This window comes from Moraxella nonliquefaciens (genome assembly GCF_001679005.1).
In the GTDB taxonomy this organism is placed as follows: Bacteria; Pseudomonadota; Gammaproteobacteria; order Pseudomonadales; family Moraxellaceae; genus Moraxella; species Moraxella nonliquefaciens.
Map to the genome: position 1 here is coordinate 304,903 of NZ_LXTW01000032.1, position 18,159 is coordinate 323,061.

General features: G+C 43.1%; 16 protein-coding genes. 3 read left to right on the forward strand and 13 right to left on the reverse strand.

Annotated elements, in window-relative coordinates:
- Window positions 1-14: 14 nt before the first annotated feature.
- Window positions 15-1,106: a 50S ribosomal protein L3 N(5)-glutamine methyltransferase gene (gene prmB, locus A7456_RS08420; RefSeq protein WP_066890973.1), complete on the reverse strand. Its 1,092-nt coding sequence runs from the start codon at window positions 1,104-1,106 to the stop codon at window positions 15-17.
- Window positions 1,107-1,279: 173 nt separating this feature from the next.
- Here prmB and A7456_RS08425 point away from each other — a divergent pair, with 173 nt between their 5' ends.
- Both A7456_RS08425 and A7456_RS08430 read left to right on the forward strand, forming a co-directional pair.
- A complete protein-coding gene (locus A7456_RS08425) occupies window positions 1,280-2,425 on the forward strand; it encodes a cupin domain-containing protein (RefSeq protein WP_067009974.1) in 1,146 nt (381 codons plus the stop codon).
- Window positions 2,426-2,531: 106 nt separating this feature from the next.
- A complete protein-coding gene (locus A7456_RS08430; RefSeq protein WP_067009977.1) occupies window positions 2,532-3,902 on the forward strand; it encodes an ABC1 kinase family protein in 1,371 nt (456 codons plus the stop codon).
- A gap of 51 nt (window positions 3,903-3,953) precedes the next feature.
- Here the strand turns inward: A7456_RS08430 and A7456_RS08435 are convergent, their stop codons facing one another.
- The 3 genes from A7456_RS08435 to ypfJ form a co-directional block, all read right to left on the reverse strand.
- Window positions 3,954-4,841, reverse strand: coding sequence for a LysR family transcriptional regulator (locus A7456_RS08435; RefSeq protein WP_227713233.1), 888 nt, complete (start codon window positions 4,839-4,841; stop codon window positions 3,954-3,956).
- A 266-nt stretch (window positions 4,842-5,107) separates the two neighbouring features.
- On the reverse strand, window positions 5,108-6,016 hold the full coding sequence (locus tag A7456_RS08440) for a LysO family transporter (protein ID WP_066890976.1): 909 nt from the start codon (window positions 6,014-6,016) through the stop codon (window positions 5,108-5,110).
- A gap of 195 nt (window positions 6,017-6,211) precedes the next feature.
- The gene (gene ypfJ, locus A7456_RS08445) at window positions 6,212-7,108 is read right to left on the reverse strand and encodes a KPN_02809 family neutral zinc metallopeptidase (protein WP_067009530.1); all 897 of its coding nucleotides are present in this window, start codon (window positions 7,106-7,108) and stop codon (window positions 6,212-6,214) included.
- A gap of 135 nt (window positions 7,109-7,243) precedes the next feature.
- Between ypfJ and A7456_RS08450 the strand changes: the two genes are divergently transcribed.
- Complete coding sequence (locus tag A7456_RS08450) at window positions 7,244-7,930, forward strand: alpha/beta hydrolase (RefSeq protein WP_067009533.1); 687 nt, start codon at window positions 7,244-7,246, stop codon at window positions 7,928-7,930.
- Window positions 7,931-7,957: 27 nt separating this feature from the next.
- On the opposite strand, the gene A7456_RS08455 is transcribed toward A7456_RS08450, so the two are convergent.
- The 9 genes from A7456_RS08455 to A7456_RS08495 form a co-directional block, all read right to left on the reverse strand.
- Window positions 7,958-8,461, reverse strand: coding sequence for a hypothetical protein (locus A7456_RS08455; RefSeq protein ID WP_067009536.1), 504 nt, complete (start codon window positions 8,459-8,461; stop codon window positions 7,958-7,960).
- Between the two features lie 109 nt (window positions 8,462-8,570).
- On the reverse strand, window positions 8,571-9,980 hold the full coding sequence (gene glnA / locus A7456_RS08460) for a type I glutamate--ammonia ligase (RefSeq protein WP_066887735.1): 1,410 nt from the start codon (window positions 9,978-9,980) through the stop codon (window positions 8,571-8,573).
- A gap of 183 nt (window positions 9,981-10,163) precedes the next feature.
- Window positions 10,164-10,469 (reverse strand): hypothetical protein, encoded by a 306-nt coding sequence (locus tag A7456_RS08465; RefSeq protein ID WP_066887737.1) that lies wholly within the window; start codon window positions 10,467-10,469, stop codon window positions 10,164-10,166.
- 68 nt (window positions 10,470-10,537) lie between these two features.
- Window positions 10,538-11,338: a glutathione-dependent disulfide-bond oxidoreductase gene (gene yghU, locus A7456_RS08470; protein ID WP_067009539.1), complete on the reverse strand. Its 801-nt coding sequence runs from the start codon at window positions 11,336-11,338 to the stop codon at window positions 10,538-10,540.
- Window positions 11,339-11,443: 105 nt separating this feature from the next.
- Window positions 11,444-12,073 (reverse strand): GDSL-type esterase/lipase family protein, encoded by a 630-nt coding sequence (locus A7456_RS08475; protein WP_066890991.1) that lies wholly within the window; start codon window positions 12,071-12,073, stop codon window positions 11,444-11,446.
- Window positions 12,074-12,154: 81 nt separating this feature from the next.
- The gene (locus A7456_RS08480; protein ID WP_067009542.1) at window positions 12,155-13,819 is read right to left on the reverse strand and encodes a dihydrolipoyllysine-residue acetyltransferase; all 1,665 of its coding nucleotides are present in this window, start codon (window positions 13,817-13,819) and stop codon (window positions 12,155-12,157) included.
- Window positions 13,820-13,830: 11 nt separating this feature from the next.
- The gene (gene aceE / locus A7456_RS08485) at window positions 13,831-16,662 is read right to left on the reverse strand and encodes a pyruvate dehydrogenase (acetyl-transferring), homodimeric type (protein WP_067009545.1); all 2,832 of its coding nucleotides are present in this window, start codon (window positions 16,660-16,662) and stop codon (window positions 13,831-13,833) included.
- 315 nt (window positions 16,663-16,977) lie between these two features.
- Window positions 16,978-17,508, reverse strand: coding sequence for a hypothetical protein (locus tag A7456_RS08490; RefSeq protein ID WP_067009548.1), 531 nt, complete (start codon window positions 17,506-17,508; stop codon window positions 16,978-16,980).
- Between the two features lie 98 nt (window positions 17,509-17,606).
- The gene (locus A7456_RS08495) at window positions 17,607-18,137 is read right to left on the reverse strand and encodes a tRNA (cytidine(34)-2'-O)-methyltransferase (protein ID WP_067009550.1); all 531 of its coding nucleotides are present in this window, start codon (window positions 18,135-18,137) and stop codon (window positions 17,607-17,609) included.
- Window positions 18,138-18,159: the final 22 nt, after the last annotated feature.

The following is an 18,159-nucleotide window of genomic DNA, read 5'->3' on the forward strand; positions in this document are numbered from 1 at the left end:
GTGGTCATGGCTTTTTAAGTCTTTACCTTATCCACGTATTTTTTAAACTCATCACGATATTCTAAAAGCTCATCAGAGGTGATGGCAAAAATACCGCTGTCGCCTTTTTCAAAGGTGAGCCAATCAAACTGAATTTCAGGATAGGATTGACGCAATGCCCATTCACTGCCCCCCACTTCACACACCAAAAGCCCATCTTTTGTCAGATAATCAGGGGCGTGATACAAAATTTGGTGCACCAAATCCAAACCATCTTGCCCTGCCGCCAAGGCATGCTCTGGCTCATACAAGAACTCTGGCGACAGCTCTGCCATGACTGCTGCATCCACATAAGGCGGATTGGTTACGATAAGCTCATACTGATTTTGGGCAGGGATTTTAGCAAATAGGTCGCTTTCAATCAAATTAACCTGATGGGTTAATCCATGATGTTCCAGATTTGTCCACGCCACTTCTAGGGCATCTTTATCAATGTCCGCTCCGTCCACATTGGCATCAGTAAATGCCACTGCCAAAGCAATGGCGATACAGCCTGACCCTGTACAAAGGTCTAAAATTCTCTCAGGCGGGGCAAGTTGCAACTCTTGTAAACCATGGGCAAAAAAGTCGGCTTTATTGGCATCATCGACGTCAAAATATGGATAAAATTTTTGGTTGATGAGCTCGGCAATGGACGAACGTGGAATTAGTACACGCTCATCCACATAAAATGGCAAATTACAAAAATATGCTAAGTTAATAAGGTATGACAAGGGTTTACGCTGAACAATACGTTCAGACAGCAGGTCAAGTACCGCCTGTTTTTCACTGTCAGTCAAACGACAATCCAAAATCTCAGGATTTGCCCCCCAGTCTAGGTTTAGCGTGTGCAGAACAATGGCAGCACTTTCGGCAAATTCATCAGTCGTCCCCTGTGCCACAACCACATCATATTCACGCAGTTTGCTCACACAAAAACGGATAAAATCACGAATGGTACGTAAATTACGCTCTGCTTCATCAAGCTTAATTTGTAATTCATGAATTTGGGTAGGGCTTAATTTACCATCTTCTAAATCATCCAAATTGTCAAATTCTTGCTCATCACTAAACTGGGTATTTGGCATGACACTCTCTTAATTCTTAATTAATAAAAACGCCATTATAAAGAAAAATCGTCAATTTTTAAACCATTTTTTAAAAACACTCATCAAATTTTGTGTTAAAAAATGGTTTTTTTGGGGAAAAATTGATAAAATAGTTAAAATTTATCTTGATGATTCATACAAAAGAGCCAACCATGACCAACAAATTACCCTTTTGCCTGCCTGCCAATATGACCCCTGAGATTTTTTTGGCAGAATATTGGCAGAAAAAACCTCTGCTCATCAAAAATGGCTTGCCTGCTTTGGTGGGCATGTTTGAACCAACAGATGTGCTTGATTTGGCAACAGAAGATGGTGTTTTGGCTCGTCTGATTACCCAAAAAGATGACAACCCTAACCAATGGACACTCAAAAATTCACCTCTGAGCGAAGATGATTTACAAAATACCCCACAACTGTGGACGATATTGGTACAAAACCTAGAACAATGGTCGCCTGAACTGGGTGAGATGTGGCAGGCCTTTGATTTTATTCCAAAATGGCAACAAGATGATATCATGGTATCGGTCGCTTCGGCGGGCGGTTCGGTTGGAGCACATTATGATGAATATGATGTGTTTTTAGCACAGGGCTATGGCACACGTCGCTGGTCGCTTGGTAAAATGTGTCATGATGACACGCCATTTATCAAAGCTCAGCCCATCCGCTTGCTTGATGATATGGGGCAGATTATTTTTGATGAAATCCTAGAAGCTGGGGATGTGCTGTATGTACCGCCACGCCTTAGCCATCATGGGGTTGCCCAAGATGATTGCTTGACATTTTCATTTGGTTTTCGCCGCCCTAATATGGTGCAAATTTTAGATGAGATGGCAGACGTTGCCACAGGTGAACACACTCTATTCTCTCCGCTTGTTCTACCCCAAACCTTGCAAAATAATGCTTATCAGCTGACAGATGACAGCATCCATGCCATAAAAAATGAACTTATCAGCCTGATTAACTCTGATAAAGGCAATGCCATATTAACCCAAGCGGTCAGTGAGTTGGTCAGTAAACGCCAATATGACCTGATTGCCTTTGATGATGAGCTTAGCCCCAATGAGTTAAGTAAACGCTTGCAACATGGTGAATGCTTGATGATAAACCCCGCCTGCCGATTTGTCCAACAAAATGGCAACTGGTATATCAATGGCGAGTGTATTTGCTTTAATAACAAAGAGTTGGCACTCATTCATCGTTTTACCAATAACGAGGTCATCGGATTTGATGAATTAGATGATGAATTATTGGTAAGTGGTGCAAATTGGCTAAATGATAATTGGCTGATTTTGATTTGATAACTGACCAACATGTATTTAGCAAATCATAAAGAACATGGCAAAAATTGGCATTTTCTGCTATAATCGCCATCACTTTAATCACCCAACATCCCAAAGCATCGCAATGACCGACAAAAAACCCCTAGATACCGTAAAAACCTCCACACTCTCTCGCCAACTAAGCATTGCCAAAACTTCCCTAAATATCGGTAAAAACTGGGCAAAAAGTGGCGTTGTGGGGCTTTTTTTATCCAAAGAACAACGAGAAATCCAAAAGCACACGCTCATGCAAGAACAGGCGGATTATTTGGTTGCAGAGCTTGGTAAATTAAAGGGGTCGGTTGTCAAAGTTGGGCAAATGCTGGCTCTGTACGGCGAACATATGCTCCCTCGTGAAGTTGTCAATGCCTTGCACACCCTAGATGCCCAAACCTCTCCACTGGCATGGCACATCATCCATCAGACGATACGAGCAGAGCTTGGCGAGCGTATTGATGACTTTAACATTGAACGGACACCCATTGGCACAGCAAGCCTTGCACAGGTTCATAAAGCCACACACAAACATTCAGGACAAGAGGTTGTCCTAAAAGTTCAATACCCCAATGTCGCCCAAGCCATTGATTCGGATTTGTCATTATTTAAGCATTTATTAAAAGTCACCAATGCCGTCCCACAAACCAAAGCCCTGGATGATTGGTTTGGCGAGATTCGTGAATTGTTATATCGGGAGGTAGATTATGTCATGGAAGCCAACACCACCAAACGATTTGCCAGTTATCTAAATGACGATGACCGTTATGTCGTGCCAACCATTTATGACAACTATTCCACACCGAGCCTTATTTGTATGAGTTATGAATCAGGTGTTCATTTAAACAACCCTGCCTTAGACTCATTAAACCAAACACGCCGCAATCATTTGGGACAAGCTGCCATTGATATTGTCATACGAGAAATTTTTGAATGGGGCGAGATGCAAACCGATCCCAATTTTGGTAATTATTTGGTCAGAATTGATGACAAGACCCAAAAGGACAAATTGGTCTTATTAGATTTTGGAGCAATCAAACAATTTGATGATAAGTTACTCACCATTGCCAAAAATCTGCTCATCGCAGGTCATCATCAAGACAAAATGATGATGAAACACGCCATGACAGGCTATGATTTTTTTGATAAATTAACAGGCAAACCCCAAGATGACGTGGCAGATGTACTGCTCATGGCGTGCGAACCATTTGCCAAAAGCGATAAAGTAGATGGCAAGTATTTGGATGATGATAAATACATATGGGCAAAAAGTAACTTATATCAACGTGTCATGAACACTGCCAAATCAGGCATGCAGTCGCTAGAATTTAGCCTACCGCCCAAAGAGCTGATGTTCATCAGTCGCAAATTTATTGGGGCATATGCCCTGCTCTCGGCACTGGACAGTCGCACAGATTCTAATGAGCTGGTCAAACCTTATATCGCAAAAACCGCCCAATAAAAAACACCCAATGATGAGCGTTTTTGTGTTTATCCTTTTATGTAATACAGGTCATACAACACTGGCAAAATACTTCACCAAAACATCCAAACAACGTTGCACTTTGATGGGATAAAATTCTTTGTTCGGCAGCCTTGCCATCAGTGCCAAAGGCGGTAATTCATGCCCCATCAGTACACAAGAAAGTTTACCACTTTGGATAAATGGCTTAGCATCCAAGGCATTAATCCGAATGATGCCATGGTGCGACATGGCAAGGTCTAAGGCGATTTTAGCACTGTTGGTAGAAAGACGGCTACGTATGGCAATCGTCTCACCTGTGGTAAAGGTTATCGCATGATTGTCATCTAACAAAATAAAATCGTGCTTGGACAAATCAGCAATGTTTTGAATGGGCGTATGTCTGTCTAAGTAACCATCCGATGCCAATAACAGCTGTGGCACATGAGCCAACAAAATATCACTCTTACCATGTTCCCCCACCTGCCCAACATCAACAAAATCCACACAGATATCCACACGGTCATAAGTCAAATCAAGCTGTTCACCACCCAATATAAAGTTAAGCGACAGCGATTGATGTTGTGCCAACCAATCTGACAAGGCAGGCACGAGATGAGAATAAGCCAGCTGTGGTGTGGTTTTTATGTTTAGGTTACCCATGATTTCATCACGAAAACAGCTCACCTGATGCCAACCCATCTGGGCTGCTGCCACCATTTGCATGGCTGATTGATGAAACAACTCACCCACCTCGGTCAGACTGACTTTACGTGTTGAGCGTTGTAATAGTACCGCTCCGAGTTCATTTTCCAATGAGCGAATCTGCTGGCTGACCGCACTTGTGGTGATGCCAAGTTCTTTGGCAGCACCGCTAAATGAACCGTGTCTGACCACTGCTACAAAAACCGCCATCGCTCGCAAATTATCTAGTATCATATCTGGCCCCCATTCACCGATTTGCTCAGATTATATTCACATTATTATTCGTCTGACAAACCTGTAAAACAAGGGCAAAGCCTAATGTTTCATCAGACCCATTAGCAACCTTTGCAAGCACCTTTTTATATTTAACTTTTCAAAAGCAAAATAATAAGCTGGCAAGCTGGCAAGCATTATAACAAGAAACTTTTTATAAATCAATATCTTCCATAAAATAACTTTCATATTTTTATGATATTTTTGATGGCATTAAGTTCATTGGATTAAAGACTGGCAAAAAACACCATTAGCACAGGAGAGATGAGATTGGTGATAAATCCAAAGCTGACAGCCAACGAAATGATGGGGGTGCCTCCTGCCTGTGTCAGTGTTGGCAGGGTAAAATCAAGACTGGTTACACCGCCAAACCCTATCGCTGCCGATGAAGAATAACGCATAACCCACGGAATAAAGAGCAGTGCCAACACCTCTCGCCCTAAGTCATTAAGCAATGCCACACTGCCCCACATCGCCCCATAAGCATCTGTCATTATCGTACCTGATAGCGTATACCACCCAAAACCTGATGACAATGCCAGAGCTTGGGATACAGAAACCTCATCAAAAAGCAAAGCAAAAATTGCCCCTGATAACAGGGTTGCCCCCACAAAAATTAAGCTGATTTGCATGCCTCGTTTGTTTAACAGTGCTTGTTTGAGACTCACGCCCAAACCTTTGAGTGAAATGCCCACCAAAAATAACAGTAGCATGAGTAGCACCGTTGTAATGTTCTCTGGCGGTCGCCAGTTGGCAGGCAGAAACTTAACAACAAAAAATCCCATCGCCAAACATAAAATTTGGATAAGACTGCCATGAATGTTGACATTGGGCTTGGTAATCCGACTTTGTTGTAAGCGATACTGACAAGGCGATAAATAATCAAAACACATCAAAGCAATCAATCCTGAACCAACAGTAAGCATGATAAGCACTGACAGATATAAGGCGATATTGGCAAGTTTGTGCTGTAAATCATCAATCAACCCCAATTCCATACCAATGACCATCAAAATCATAAATACCAAATAGTCTAGCCCACGCTGTGCCAGATGCGTGCTTTTTTTATTGTTTGGCAGAGCAAAACCAACAAACATCGGAGTTAAGACAAGTAGGAGGGTGATGATACCTTGCATGGCAGATGGGGAGTCAGTGGCTCTTTAAATGTGAAATGTGAAAATCGTAAGATTATAGCATTTTTTTATAAATAGACAAGATTTTGATTAGCATTTATTCAAATCACACACCTGCATAAACTCAAAACATCCATAAAGTCCATCCATAAAAAGGACAGCACCAATCACCTTTCATACATTTTATTCATCAACCATTTAGAGTTGATTGACACCAAAGGTGTCGCAGGCTTGGATATCGCCTGTTTTAAAACCCCGATAAAACCAATACTGACGTTGGACGCTTGTGCCATGTGTGAAGCTGTCAGGGATGACATGTCCGTGTGATTTGTGTTGTAGATAGTCATCACCGATTTTCTTGGCAGCGTCTAAGGCTTCTTCTATATCACCCTGTTGCAAAAATCCAGTACGTTCGTGATTCTTCTTTGCCCACATGCCTGCAAAACAGTCGGCTTGTAACTCTTGACGCACTGATAATTCATTGGCTTGTCGCTTAGTTGCCTGCATTTGGGCTCTTCGTACCTCTTGGGAGATGCCCAGCAATGTCTGGACATGATGCCCCACTTCATGGGCGATGACATAGGCTTGGGCAAAGTCACCAACCTGGTCATTAAAAGACAGTTCAGTACTGCCATTACGCTCACCACTGACATTCATGTGTCGTCTCATATCCACAAAAAACTGTGTATCCAAATATACTTTTTGGTCAGAGGGGCAATAAAAAGGGCCACTGGCTGACATTGCCATCCCACACGCTGATTTGACCGAACCTTTGAACATGACCAGTGTTGGGGGTTGATATATGTCACCAAAACTTGCAAAAATGGGTGTCCATACATCTTCGGTGTCGGCAAGTACAGTCGCCACAAATTCACGATTCTCAACCTGATTGGCGGTCTCGTTGATGGGAGCGGACTGTTCGTTCACCTGCCCTACTTGCTGAGCTACTCCAAGCGTGGTCTCAGGACTTATCCCAAATACTCTCCACAAAACCAAAGCAAGGATGATACTGCCAATACTTAACCCACCTGTTTTCATACCGCTACCACGTCGGTCTTCAATGTTATTACTCTGTCTGCGACCACGCCACTGCATAACTCACCTGTCATCATAAAATATTGACTTATTATAAGGCAATTATGAGGTAACATTGCAAAAAATCTGTAAGAATTTTTAAAAATTATGTATAATTAGAACGCATGAAACATTAGAATTTTAGGAGCCAATAAGGTGTCGTTACTTCCTTTTGAAACAGTCATTCACAACCCCAAAGATAAACCCATCAAATACGCCGTGATATGGCTTCATGGATTGGGGGCAAATGGTCATGATTTTGTGCCTATTGTGCCTAAGCTTGGACTGTCTGATGAGATTGGCATACGATTCATTTTTCCACATGCCCCATCCATCGCTGTAACCGTCAATGGAGGTTATGTCATGCCTGCATGGTATGACATCTTGGAGATGAGTCTAGACAGAAAGGTGGACATCACCCAAATAAAGGCATCCAGCGAACGTATTAATGACTTGATTGATGAACAAATACGCTTGGGTATACCCAGTGAAAACATCATCATCGCAGGTTTTTCCCAAGGCGGTGCTGTTGCTTATCACAACGCCCTAACCAACAGCCGACCACTGGCAGGACTGCTCGCCCTATCCACTTATCTTGCCACCGAAGATGAGATTAATAAGATTGACATCAATCAGTCTTTACCTGTCAAAATTGACCATGGCGACTATGATGACATTGTGCCATCGGTGCTGGCAGTTAGGGCAAATGAAAAACTCACCACTTTGGGACTATCACCTGAATTTAAACGCTATGGCATGGGTCATCAGGTATGTATGGAGCAGATTGGGGATATTGGCAGATGGATAAATGCGATATTTACCAAAAATCAAAACCTTGTATGAACAAGGCTTTTGGATTGGATGAACGACTTATTTATTTGGCAAATCTCTAAGCTCCCATGTCGGTGTGGATTCATATACCTTTGGCGGAGCTTGGACTTTGGGGTTTAGACCAACAGCAATCTTATGCCAAATGGATGAATTATCATACTTCTCTCGCTCGGCGATGGCAGCTTTCTTTTTGCGTTGGATTTGGTTACTTTGAATGACATAGACCTTACGGGCATCACTGGCAATCGCTTGGGCGTTTTTGTCCATGACGATAACCTCTAAGGTGTATTCACCTGCTGCCAAATCAATGGTTGGCACACTGGCAGTCAGTCCATCAGCCATTACCTGACCATTTAACAAAATGACCGTAGTATGCCCCATCTCTAATGCTGGAAAAACAGTCGCCTGCACATCAATACTTTGGGCAGGACGATGATAAGCACGATCTTTGGCAGGCTCACTGATTTGGACTTCATAAGCAAAACAGAATGTTGGCAGAGCAACCAATACCACACACATTGCTGATTTTAAAAGGTGATTCATCTTTTTTCCAATTGTACAAAGTGATCTTATTTTACCCAAAAATTACCAAAAATGCACGTAAAAATAAACGACACAAACCTAAATTTATGCCGTTTATCTTTTTAAATGCTTAGCAACGATAATACATATCAAATTCCAAAGGATGCACCGCTTCGTTGATGCGTTGTACTTCTTTTGTTTTTAGGGCGATATAATCATCAATCATCTCTTTGGTAAAGACACCGCCTTTTAGTAAAAAGTCATGATCATCACGTAGGGCGTTTAATGCCACTTCTAGATTTTGGGCAACCGTTGGGATAAGCATCTCTTCTTCTGGGGGCAAATCATACAAGTTTTTATCAGATGCCTCACCGGGGTCTATTTTGTTCTCAATACCATCAAGTCCTGCCATGAGCAGTGCCGAAAAACACAAATAAGGGTTGGCAGAGGGGTCAGGAAAACGCACCTCCACACGCACCGCTTTTGGGCTATTGACATGGGGAATGCGAATGGATGCTGAACGGTTAGAGGCTGAATATGCCAGTTTAATCGGTGCTTCATAATGTGGTACTAAGCGTTTGTAACTGTTGGTACTGGGGTTGGTGATGGCGTTCAAGGCACGTGCATGCTTGATGATGCCACCGATAAAATATAAAGCATTCTTAGACAATCCTGCGTACTCATCGCCAGAGAAAGTGTTCACGCCGTCCTTTGAAATGGACATGTTCACATGCATGCCAGAACCATTATCACCCACTAAGGGTTTGGGCATAAAGGTGGCGGTTTTGCCAAATTGACCAGCGACATTTTGCACAATGTATTTAAACTGCTGTACTTCATCCGCTTTTGTAACAAGCGTATTAAAAGAGATGCCAATTTCAAGCTGACCGCTTGCCACCTCATGATGATGCACCTCAATACGTCCCTCACCCATAACCTCATCAATACGCTCACACATCAAGGCACGCATGTCATGATAATGGTCAATGGGCGGTACAACTGCATACGCCCCTTTGACAGCAGGGCGTTGACCGCTATTGCCCCACGCATAGTCTTTATTGGTACTCCATGCTGCCGCCTCACTGATGACGGTGTGTCTTGCTCCTGACATATCAATGTCCCACTTGACCTCATCGAAGACAAAAAACTCAGGTTCAGGCCCTACCAAAACTTTATCGCCCAAACCTGTGGATTTTAGGTACACTTCGGCACGTTTGGCGATAGAGCGTGGATCTTTGGCATAGCCTTGCATGGTATCAGGCTCAATGATATCACAGGTTACAACTACCGTTGGCACCTCAAAAAATGGGTCAAGATAAGCGGTATTGGCATCGGGCAATAATATCATGTCCGAGCTTTCCACACCTTTCCACCCTGCCACGCTTGATGCATCAAACATCTTACCGTCTTCTAAGGTATCTTCATCTACACTATAAGCTGGAAAAGTCAGATGCATCTCTTTACCATGGGTATCGGTAAAACGAAAATCCACCCATTTGGCCTCTGATGATTCAATCAAATCAAGTAATTTATTCGCCATACTCGCTCCAAATTTATCACTTAACCAAGCAACCTAAATAAATGGCTTGTTAAGCAACTAAATTAAATTTAGTTAATCGTTTAAATTGTCATAATTTACCATCGTTAGGCAGTTTATGCAAATGGTATTTTACAATCAATGGGGATTTGTCACAAAAAATGGTTTGGTCTGAAATGACCCAAATCAGTCTGGTGGATTCATCTGCAACTGGTCAGGATTTAGCCCAAAATAAAACACAAAAGTTGCCACCATGCTATTTACCAAGATAAATGCCACATCCAAATTCTCATGTCCCAGCACGAACCGCCCAAGCAGTGCTGATATCACCAACATCATCACAAAACACATCAATAACAGCTGTATCATGGTTGGGTGCATGAATGTATATTGTGTGCCTGCTTTGCGTTTGGGGGTGAGAATTTTTAAATGAATCATAAATCCAATGACATATACCACACCGCCTAGTATCAAATAACCAAGAAAACCCATAATCCACCCATATCATTTATCTGCTCATTCATTCAAACATTCACAATGAGTTATTTGTTTTTTATGGTTTAATCTATTGGAGATAACGCCACTTTTTCGCCCCACGCCACTGCCTTACGATTTTTGATGGTTGTTGCCCAACGTATGACATGTTGATACTCATGTACCCCCAAAAATTTTGATGCGTCATATTTGGCATAATCATTTTCACCAATATACAAATCACCCAACACCAAAGCCCCATACCATGGATAAATTGCCATGTCAGCAATACTGTACTCACCTACCATATATTCACGTTCTGATAAATGCTTATCCAACACATCAAGTTGGCGTTTGGTTTCCATGGCATAACGGTTAATGGCGTACTCAATGGGTGTAGGAGCATAGGCATAAAAATGCCCAAAACCACCACCAACAAAAGGGGCTGACCCCATTTGCCACATAAGCCAAGAGAGCATTTGGGCGTGGTCGGTTGGATTTTTTGGTAAAAATTTGCCATATTTTTGGGCAAGATAGAGCAGTATCGCTCCGCTTTCAAACACCGATATGGGTGTGTCGGCAGTATTATCCACCAATGCAGGGATTTTGGCGTTGGGGTTAATCGCCACAAAGCCCGAACCAAACTGCTCACCATCTAAGATATTGATTTTAAAAGCATCATAGTCCAGCAGTCCCAATGCCTTTAACTCTTCTAAAATGATATTTACCTTTTTGCCATTAGGGGTATTTAGGCTATATAGTTGATAAGGTTTATCGCCTTTTGGTAAGGTTTTCTCATACCTTGCTCCTGCGGTCGGTCGGTTAATACTGTCAAATTTTGTACCCATGTCATTAGGTGTCCAAACTTTGGGGGGCATATAACTCATGGTCTCTCCAAATTAATGTATGTCGCTGGCGGTTAAATAAAAAAATTCACAGAATAAAGAATATAATTAAACAAATTTTGTTCACAGCATCAGTATACAAATTGACTAGACATGACCAATTTGTTTTAAAAATTCATATAATTCATCGGCAAATTTGGCATACCCTGCTTCATTGGCGTGGATTTGGTCAGATTTTAATTTATCATCTGATAAGATATTTGACCAGCTCTTTTTAAACAAAGGCACATCCAACTCATCTGCTACGTCTTTATATACAGGATTATCAGTTGCCTTGCCAAATAGTGCACTGGTGGACAAATGTGGCTCGGCGATAAGAACTACGGGGATATTTTTATCTTGTAGTGCTTTGATGATATTGATTAAATTGGTACGGGTTTGACCTGCGTTCACTCGCCTTAGTACGTCATTACCACCAATGCCCAACAGTACTAATTTGGGATTTTGGGCAAATACCTCATTCATGCGAGCCAATACGTCGGCGGTTGTGTCGCCATTGACCCCCATATTGATGATGTTCCAACCTGTTTTTTTGGCAAGCACAGCAGGGTAGCTTTTAGATTTATCCACGCCATAGCCAAAAGTTAGACTGTCGCCTAATGCCACAACTTTCGCCCCATTTGGTAGGGGGCTAAATTTCGGTGCATCATGACAACCAACGGCAAAGGCGATGGGTAAGATGATGAATGATTTTAAAAATGTACGGCGATTTGGCATAATTTTTAGTAAAATTTTTGTAAATTATAACAAAAAAGACGGAATGATTCCGCCTTTTTTGTGATTTTTATTTTACTAAAATTACAGTAAAATTTTGCGTGGGTCGGCAAGTAGCTTAGCAATGTAACGAGTAAACACCGCCGCATCCGCTCCATTAATGGTACGATGGTCATACGACAATGACAATGGCAACATAAGACGTGGCTCAAACTCTTTACCATTCCAACGTGGCTGATGAGTAGATTCAGAGATGCCCAAAATCGCCACTTGTGGGTGATTGACAAGCGGTGTGAAGTAAGTACCGCCCATATTGCCTTGACTTGAAATGGTAAATGACGCACCTTGCAAATCTTTGGCGGACAGTTTCTTGTCACGGGCTTTTTTGGCAAGCTCACCAATCTCAATGGCAAGCTGTCTTATGCCTTTGTCTTGGGCGTTACGAATCACAGGCACAATCAAGCCGTCATCGGTGGCAACAGCAATACCCATATTCACCGATTTACGGATAATCATCTGAGTGTTGTCGTCTGAGACGTGGCTGTTAAACTTAGGATGCTGAGTTAGCGCATAAGCCACCGCCTTTACGATAAACGCCAAAATGGTCAATCCCACGCCTTGTGCTTTAAATTCAGCTTTTAGCTCGTTACGCATGACCTCGGTGTCGGTAATGTCCGCCAAATCAAATTGCGTAACCTGCGGTAATAGCGTATTTAGGTTCAGCTGTGGGATGGAGACTTTTTGTAGGCGTGACAGCTCTTGGATTTCAATCTCGCCCCAAATCTCTTTATTTGTCATGTCAGGCAATGGTGGCAAGCCAACCGCCAAACCACTTGCCGTGCTGGCAGTAGGCTTAGTGCTGGCAGTACTGATGACCGATTTGACATACTCAAACAAGTCCTCTTTTAGGATGCGACCGTGTGAGGCAGTACCCTTGACAAGGCTGATATCCACACCCAATTCACGAGCCAGTTTACGTACAGCAGGCCCTGCGTGAACATCTTTGGCACGAGCGTTCACCTCCGCCTCTGGCAGCTTAGTATCGCTTACAGGGGCAGATGTTTGGGCAGGGGTTTTTGGTGATTGTGTCTTGGGTGCTTCGGTTTTAACTTCTGCTTTTACAGCTTCGCTTGCAACCTCGGAGGTAGGAGCAGAACCACCTTTGATGGTAATAAAGGCTTGACCGTTAGTTACAGTATCGCCAGCATGAACCAAGATAGCCTCTACCACACCATCAAGTGGGGCTGGCACTTCCACAGATGCTTTGTCAGACTCGACAAGTAACAAAGATTGACCTTCGGTAATACTGTCGCCAACTTTAACAAGCACTTCTGCCACTTCGGCACTGTCTACACCCAAATCAGGCAGGTTGTGGGTTTGGCTTGCACCACCTACCGCACTGGGGGCTGTCTTAGATTCTAACTCTTCATCTTTTGGAGCTTGTGGCTCTTCTCTTGGCTCTTCTTTTGGCTCTTGTTTGGTTTGTTGATGTTCATCTTTTGGGGCTTCGCTAGGAGCAGATTGACCTGCTTCTACCTCAAAAAGGGCTGTACCCTCAGAGATGCTATCGCCAACCTTTACCAAAACAGCGGTTACAGTACCGCTCACAGGAGACGGCACTTCTACTGATGCTTTATCGGACTCTGCTAAAATCAGGCTGTCATTTTCAGAGATAACATCTCCAACTTTAACAAGCACTTCTGCCACTTCGGCACTGTCTACACCCAAATCGGGGGCTTTAATTTGCATAATTCATCTCCTTATTTGGGTTCGGTAATGTTGCTGTCGTTAAGCAGTTTGGCATCTGCTTTGTCCTCGCTACGCCCTTCGGTGCTGATGGCACTGTCTGGCTCATCTTTTAGCTCAGGCACTTCTTTTGGTGTTGGGCGTGCAGGAGCTGGGGCATCTGGGTAGTAGTCGTGGTGTGGCTGTGGTTGCCATGCAGGGGCTTGGTCAACGTCAATATCAAAGCTTGAAATGGCATCTTTGACCAAACGCACGTCAATCTCGCCCTCGTCCGCCAATTTTTTCAATGTGGCAACCACGATGTGGGCTGCATCCACATTAAAGAAACTACGCAAGTTGGCACGAGTGTCCGAACGTCCAAAACCGTCTGTACCCAGCGTGGTATAAGGACGGCTGTCAGGTAGCCAACCACGCACCTGCTCTGGGAAGTTACGCATATAGTCGGTGGCGGCAACCACGATGCCTTTGTGCGGGGCAAGTTGTTTGGTAACCCAAGGCAGTTTTGGCTCGTCCGTTGGGTGCAAGCGGTTGTAGTCATCGCACGCCATACCATCACGGGTAAGCTCATTAAAGCTCGTTACACTCCATACGTTAGCTTTGATGTTAAATTCTTCTGCCAAAATACGAGCCGCTTTTTGAACTTCTCTTAGAATCACGCCAGAACCTAACAGTTGAACTTGGGTTGAACCGTTGTCTTCTAATAGGTACATACCACGCTTAATGCCCTCTTCAATGGCTTGTCTGTCATCGCCGATGGCAGGATGTTCATAGTTTTCATTCATGAGCGTGATGTAATAGTACACACGTTCGCCATTGCCATACATGCGTTGTAGACCGTCGTGCATGATAACAGCAAGCTCATAACCAAAGCATGGGTCATAGCTGACACAATTTGGCACAGTACCAAAGAGAATGTGGCTATGTCCATCTTGGTGTTGTAAACCTTCGCCGTTTAGTGTGGTACGTCCTGCGGTTGCCCCAAATAAAAAACCTTGGGCTTGCATGTCGCCTGCTGCCCATGCCAAATCACCAATACGCTGAAAGCCAAACATAGAGTAATAAATGTACATTGGAATCATCGGCAATGCGTTGGTTGAATAGCTTGTGGCAAGACTAATCCACGAACTCATCGCACCTGCTTCGTTAATGCCTTCTTCTAGCATATGCCCATCTTTGGCTTCTTTGTAACCCATCAAGGCCTCAGCATCTTCGGCAACATAGTTTTGACCGACCGATGAATAGATGCCAAGCTGACGGAACATGCCCTCCAATCCAAAGGTACGAGCTTCATCAGGGACTATCGGAACTACGTATTTATTAAGCCCTTTATCTTTTAATAGGGCAGACAACAGACGCACAAATACCATGGTTGTGGACTGCTCTTTGCCCTTACTGCCTTGGAGTACCCCATCAAATACAGACAACTCTGGAATGGTAAGTGGAATATGACCACTGCGACGAGCAGGCAAATGCCCACCTAAGGATTCACGGCGACCCATCAAATATTTATATTCAGGGCTGTCCTCGCTTGGGCGGTAGAATGGTAAGTTTTGCAAGGCTTCATCGCTGATGGGCAAATCAAATCTATCACGGAAGTATTTTAGACCATTTTCATCTAATTTTTTAAGCTGATGGGCTTTATTTACCGCTTGGATTTGCTTGGATAAACCATAGCCTTTGACAGTTTTGACAAGGATAACGGTTGGCTGTCCTTTGGTTTTCATGGCCTCGGCATAAGCAGCGTAGACCTTTTTGGGGTCATGTCCACCACGGTTTAGACGCATGATCTCATCATCAGACAGGGCAGACGCCATATCCGCAAGCTCTGGATATTTACCAAAGAACTCTTTGCGGACAAAAGCACCATCACGAGCGGTATAGAGTTGATATTCACCATCTACCACCTCTTCCATGCGTTGCTTTAAAGCACCTGATGTGTCTTTGGCAAGTAGGCTGTCCCAATGGTCGCCCCAAATTACCTTAATGACACGCCAGCCTGCCCCACGAAATACCGATTCTAGCTCTTGAATGATTTTGCCATTACCACGGACAGGGCCATCAAGACGCTGTAAATTACAGTTGATGACCCAGATTAGGTTATCAAGTTTTTCACGACCTGCCATTGAAATGGCACCCAAGCTCTCAGGCTCGTCCGTCTCACCGTCGCCCAAGAACGCCCATACTTTACGGTCTTCGTCTTTGATAAGGCTACGGTTGGTTAGGTACTTTTGGGCACGAGCTTGATAAATGCTCATCAAAGGTCCAAGACCCATAGATACGGTGGGGAATTGCCAGTAGTCGGGCATGAGATAGGGGTGTGGATAGCTTGACAAACCCTTACCATCCACTTCACGGCGGAAGTTTTTGAGCTGTTCTTCACTCAGACGACCCTCCATAAAGGAGCGAGCATACATTCCTGGGGCACCATGACCTTGATAATAAATCATGTCGCCACCGTGGTTCTCACTAGGAGCCCGCCAAAAATGATTAAAACCAGTCTCATAAAGCGTCGCTGATGATGCAAATGTCGCCAAATGCCCACCCAAATCATCATCATTGAGATTGGCACGCATGACCATGGCAAGAGCATTATAACGCATGATAGAGCGGATTTTACGCTCCAAATGCAAATCCCCAGGGTAGGTAGGTTCATCCTCAGCGGAGATTGTGTTAATATAAGCGGTTTCTAGGCGGTTAAATGGCAAGCCTTCTTGTACTGCCTTGTTATATAAGGCTTTTAATAAGAATTGGGCTCGTTCTTTATTGGCATTTTTAATGACCGACTCAAATGCATCAAGCCACTCTTGGGTTTCTACATGGTCGGAATCATTGTAATAGGTCGTCATAAAATTTTCCTACTGTTGTGAATGCTAAGACCAGCTTAGCGATGAATGTCAAACACAAATGGCTTGACAGAAAACCGTATCACTTTTTTAAAAAGCAGACGGCATGACCTGCTTTTAATAAAAGCTCATTTTAACCACATATTATAAAAGACTTTGCCTAAAATGTGTTATGTTTTTTAGTAAATGTTTATCATTGAAATATTTTTTAAATAAATGGTAAAAATCAATGTTGGAATAAGTTGCCAAAATCCCATCTTATACCCATCAGTCAAATACGGCATTTTTATCACCAAAAGCATGGTCAAACAGAACAGATTATTGATAAAACGCTTGTGCTTGTTTTTTGCCATCTTTGATGATATTCACAGGTTCATCGTCGCATGACACTTGATAAATGGTATTTGCCCCTTTAAAAATATAGACCACATATGGAGCATCTAGCAGTGGATTGATGTTTTGGCTGGCATCTTTGAGCTTTGCTAATATCATCATCTGGTCAGGACGTGCCAATACACGTTCAATGTCAGATTTTTCAAGCGATAAGGCATTGATACCAAAATAATCCCACGCCTTATCTATGCTTATCTCATCTAAGGGTTCAGGGCTGTCCCATGGCGTTTTTGCTCCATCAGGCTCTTTCATTTGCATGACAAAATTACCTGCCTGCTCACTTATTTTTATCTGAGCCAGACCGTTTTTCTCAACGCCATAACAGCCAACAAATGTCTTTGCCTGTCTATTTGCTTTATCAGGTGCTACATCATCAATTGGGGCTGACTGGTTGCAGGCAGTTAAGGCAAGGATAAAAAGAAGTGGGGCAAATAAAGGGTTAGATTTGATAGACATATGATTTAATAAAAGCTAAATAGACCAACTGCTTATATCAGCTGTTGGTTTTTGGTTAAATTTTATACCCAACTTTAAAACAAGACCACAAAAAACCATCAATTAGGACGACTAGATAAACGATAATAGCCCACACTTTGACCAACATCACCGACAAAGCCAAGCTGTCGCCACACCTCATACAGGCAAATCGCCACGCTGTTAGATAAATTTAGGCTGCGAGAATCAGGCAACATGGGCAACCTTAGCCAATTATCTAAGCCAATATCATCACGTACATCGGAGGGCAGACCGTCGGTTTCTGAACCAAACACAAGTGCCACCGAGCTGTTATTTGCCTTAAAATCATACTCATAAAAAGGTCGGCTAAATTTGGTCGTCATCGCCACCACCGTATCCACACCCACATGATTTAGATGGTAAAGACACGCCTGCCAGTCATCATGTACCTGTATGTTGGCATATTCATGATAATCAAGCCCTGCCCGTCTTAGTTTTTTATCATCAAGTTCAAAAGCTAAGGGTTTTATTAGGTGTAGTTTTGCCCCTGTATTGGCACACAAACGAATGGCATTACCGGTATTATTGGGAATTTTGGGAGTGTAGAGAACGATATGAATTTGTTGCATGGTAATTATTTCTTAGAAAATT

Bases quoted from the DNA above. Each gene is read 5' to 3' on its own strand.
- prmB (WP_066890973.1), bottom strand. From the start codon at position 1,106: ATGCCAAATACCCAGTTTAGTGATGAGCAAGAATTTGACAATTTGGAT.
- A7456_RS08425 (WP_067009974.1), top strand. From the start codon at position 1,280: ATGACCAACAAATTACCCTTTTGCCTGCCTGCCAATATGACCCCTGAG.
- A7456_RS08430 (WP_067009977.1), top strand. From the start codon at position 2,532: ATGACCGACAAAAAACCCCTAGATACCGTAAAAACCTCCACACTCTCT.
- A7456_RS08435 (WP_227713233.1), bottom strand. From the start codon at position 4,841: ATGATACTAGATAATTTGCGAGCGATGGCGGTTTTTGTAGCAGTGGTC.
- A7456_RS08440 (WP_066890976.1), bottom strand. From the start codon at position 6,016: ATGCAAGGTATCATCACCCTCCTACTTGTCTTAACTCCGATGTTTGTT.
- ypfJ (WP_067009530.1), bottom strand. From the start codon at position 7,108: ATGCAGTGGCGTGGTCGCAGACAGAGTAATAACATTGAAGACCGACGT.
- A7456_RS08455 (WP_067009536.1), bottom strand. From the start codon at position 8,461: ATGAATCACCTTTTAAAATCAGCAATGTGTGTGGTATTGGTTGCTCTG.
- glnA (WP_066887735.1), bottom strand. From the start codon at position 9,980: ATGGCGAATAAATTACTTGATTTGATTGAATCATCAGAGGCCAAATGG.
- A7456_RS08465 (WP_066887737.1), bottom strand. From the start codon at position 10,469: ATGGGTTTTCTTGGTTATTTGATACTAGGCGGTGTGGTATATGTCATT.
- yghU (WP_067009539.1), bottom strand. From the start codon at position 11,338: ATGAGTTATATGCCCCCCAAAGTTTGGACACCTAATGACATGGGTACA.
- A7456_RS08475 (WP_066890991.1), bottom strand. From the start codon at position 12,073: ATGCCAAATCGCCGTACATTTTTAAAATCATTCATCATCTTACCCATC.
- A7456_RS08480 (WP_067009542.1), bottom strand. From the start codon at position 13,819: ATGCAAATTAAAGCCCCCGATTTGGGTGTAGACAGTGCCGAAGTGGCA.
- aceE (WP_067009545.1), bottom strand. From the start codon at position 16,662: ATGACGACCTATTACAATGATTCCGACCATGTAGAAACCCAAGAGTGG.
- A7456_RS08490 (WP_067009548.1), bottom strand. From the start codon at position 17,508: ATGTCTATCAAATCTAACCCTTTATTTGCCCCACTTCTTTTTATCCTT.
- A7456_RS08495 (WP_067009550.1), bottom strand. From the start codon at position 18,137: ATGCAACAAATTCATATCGTTCTCTACACTCCCAAAATTCCCAATAAT.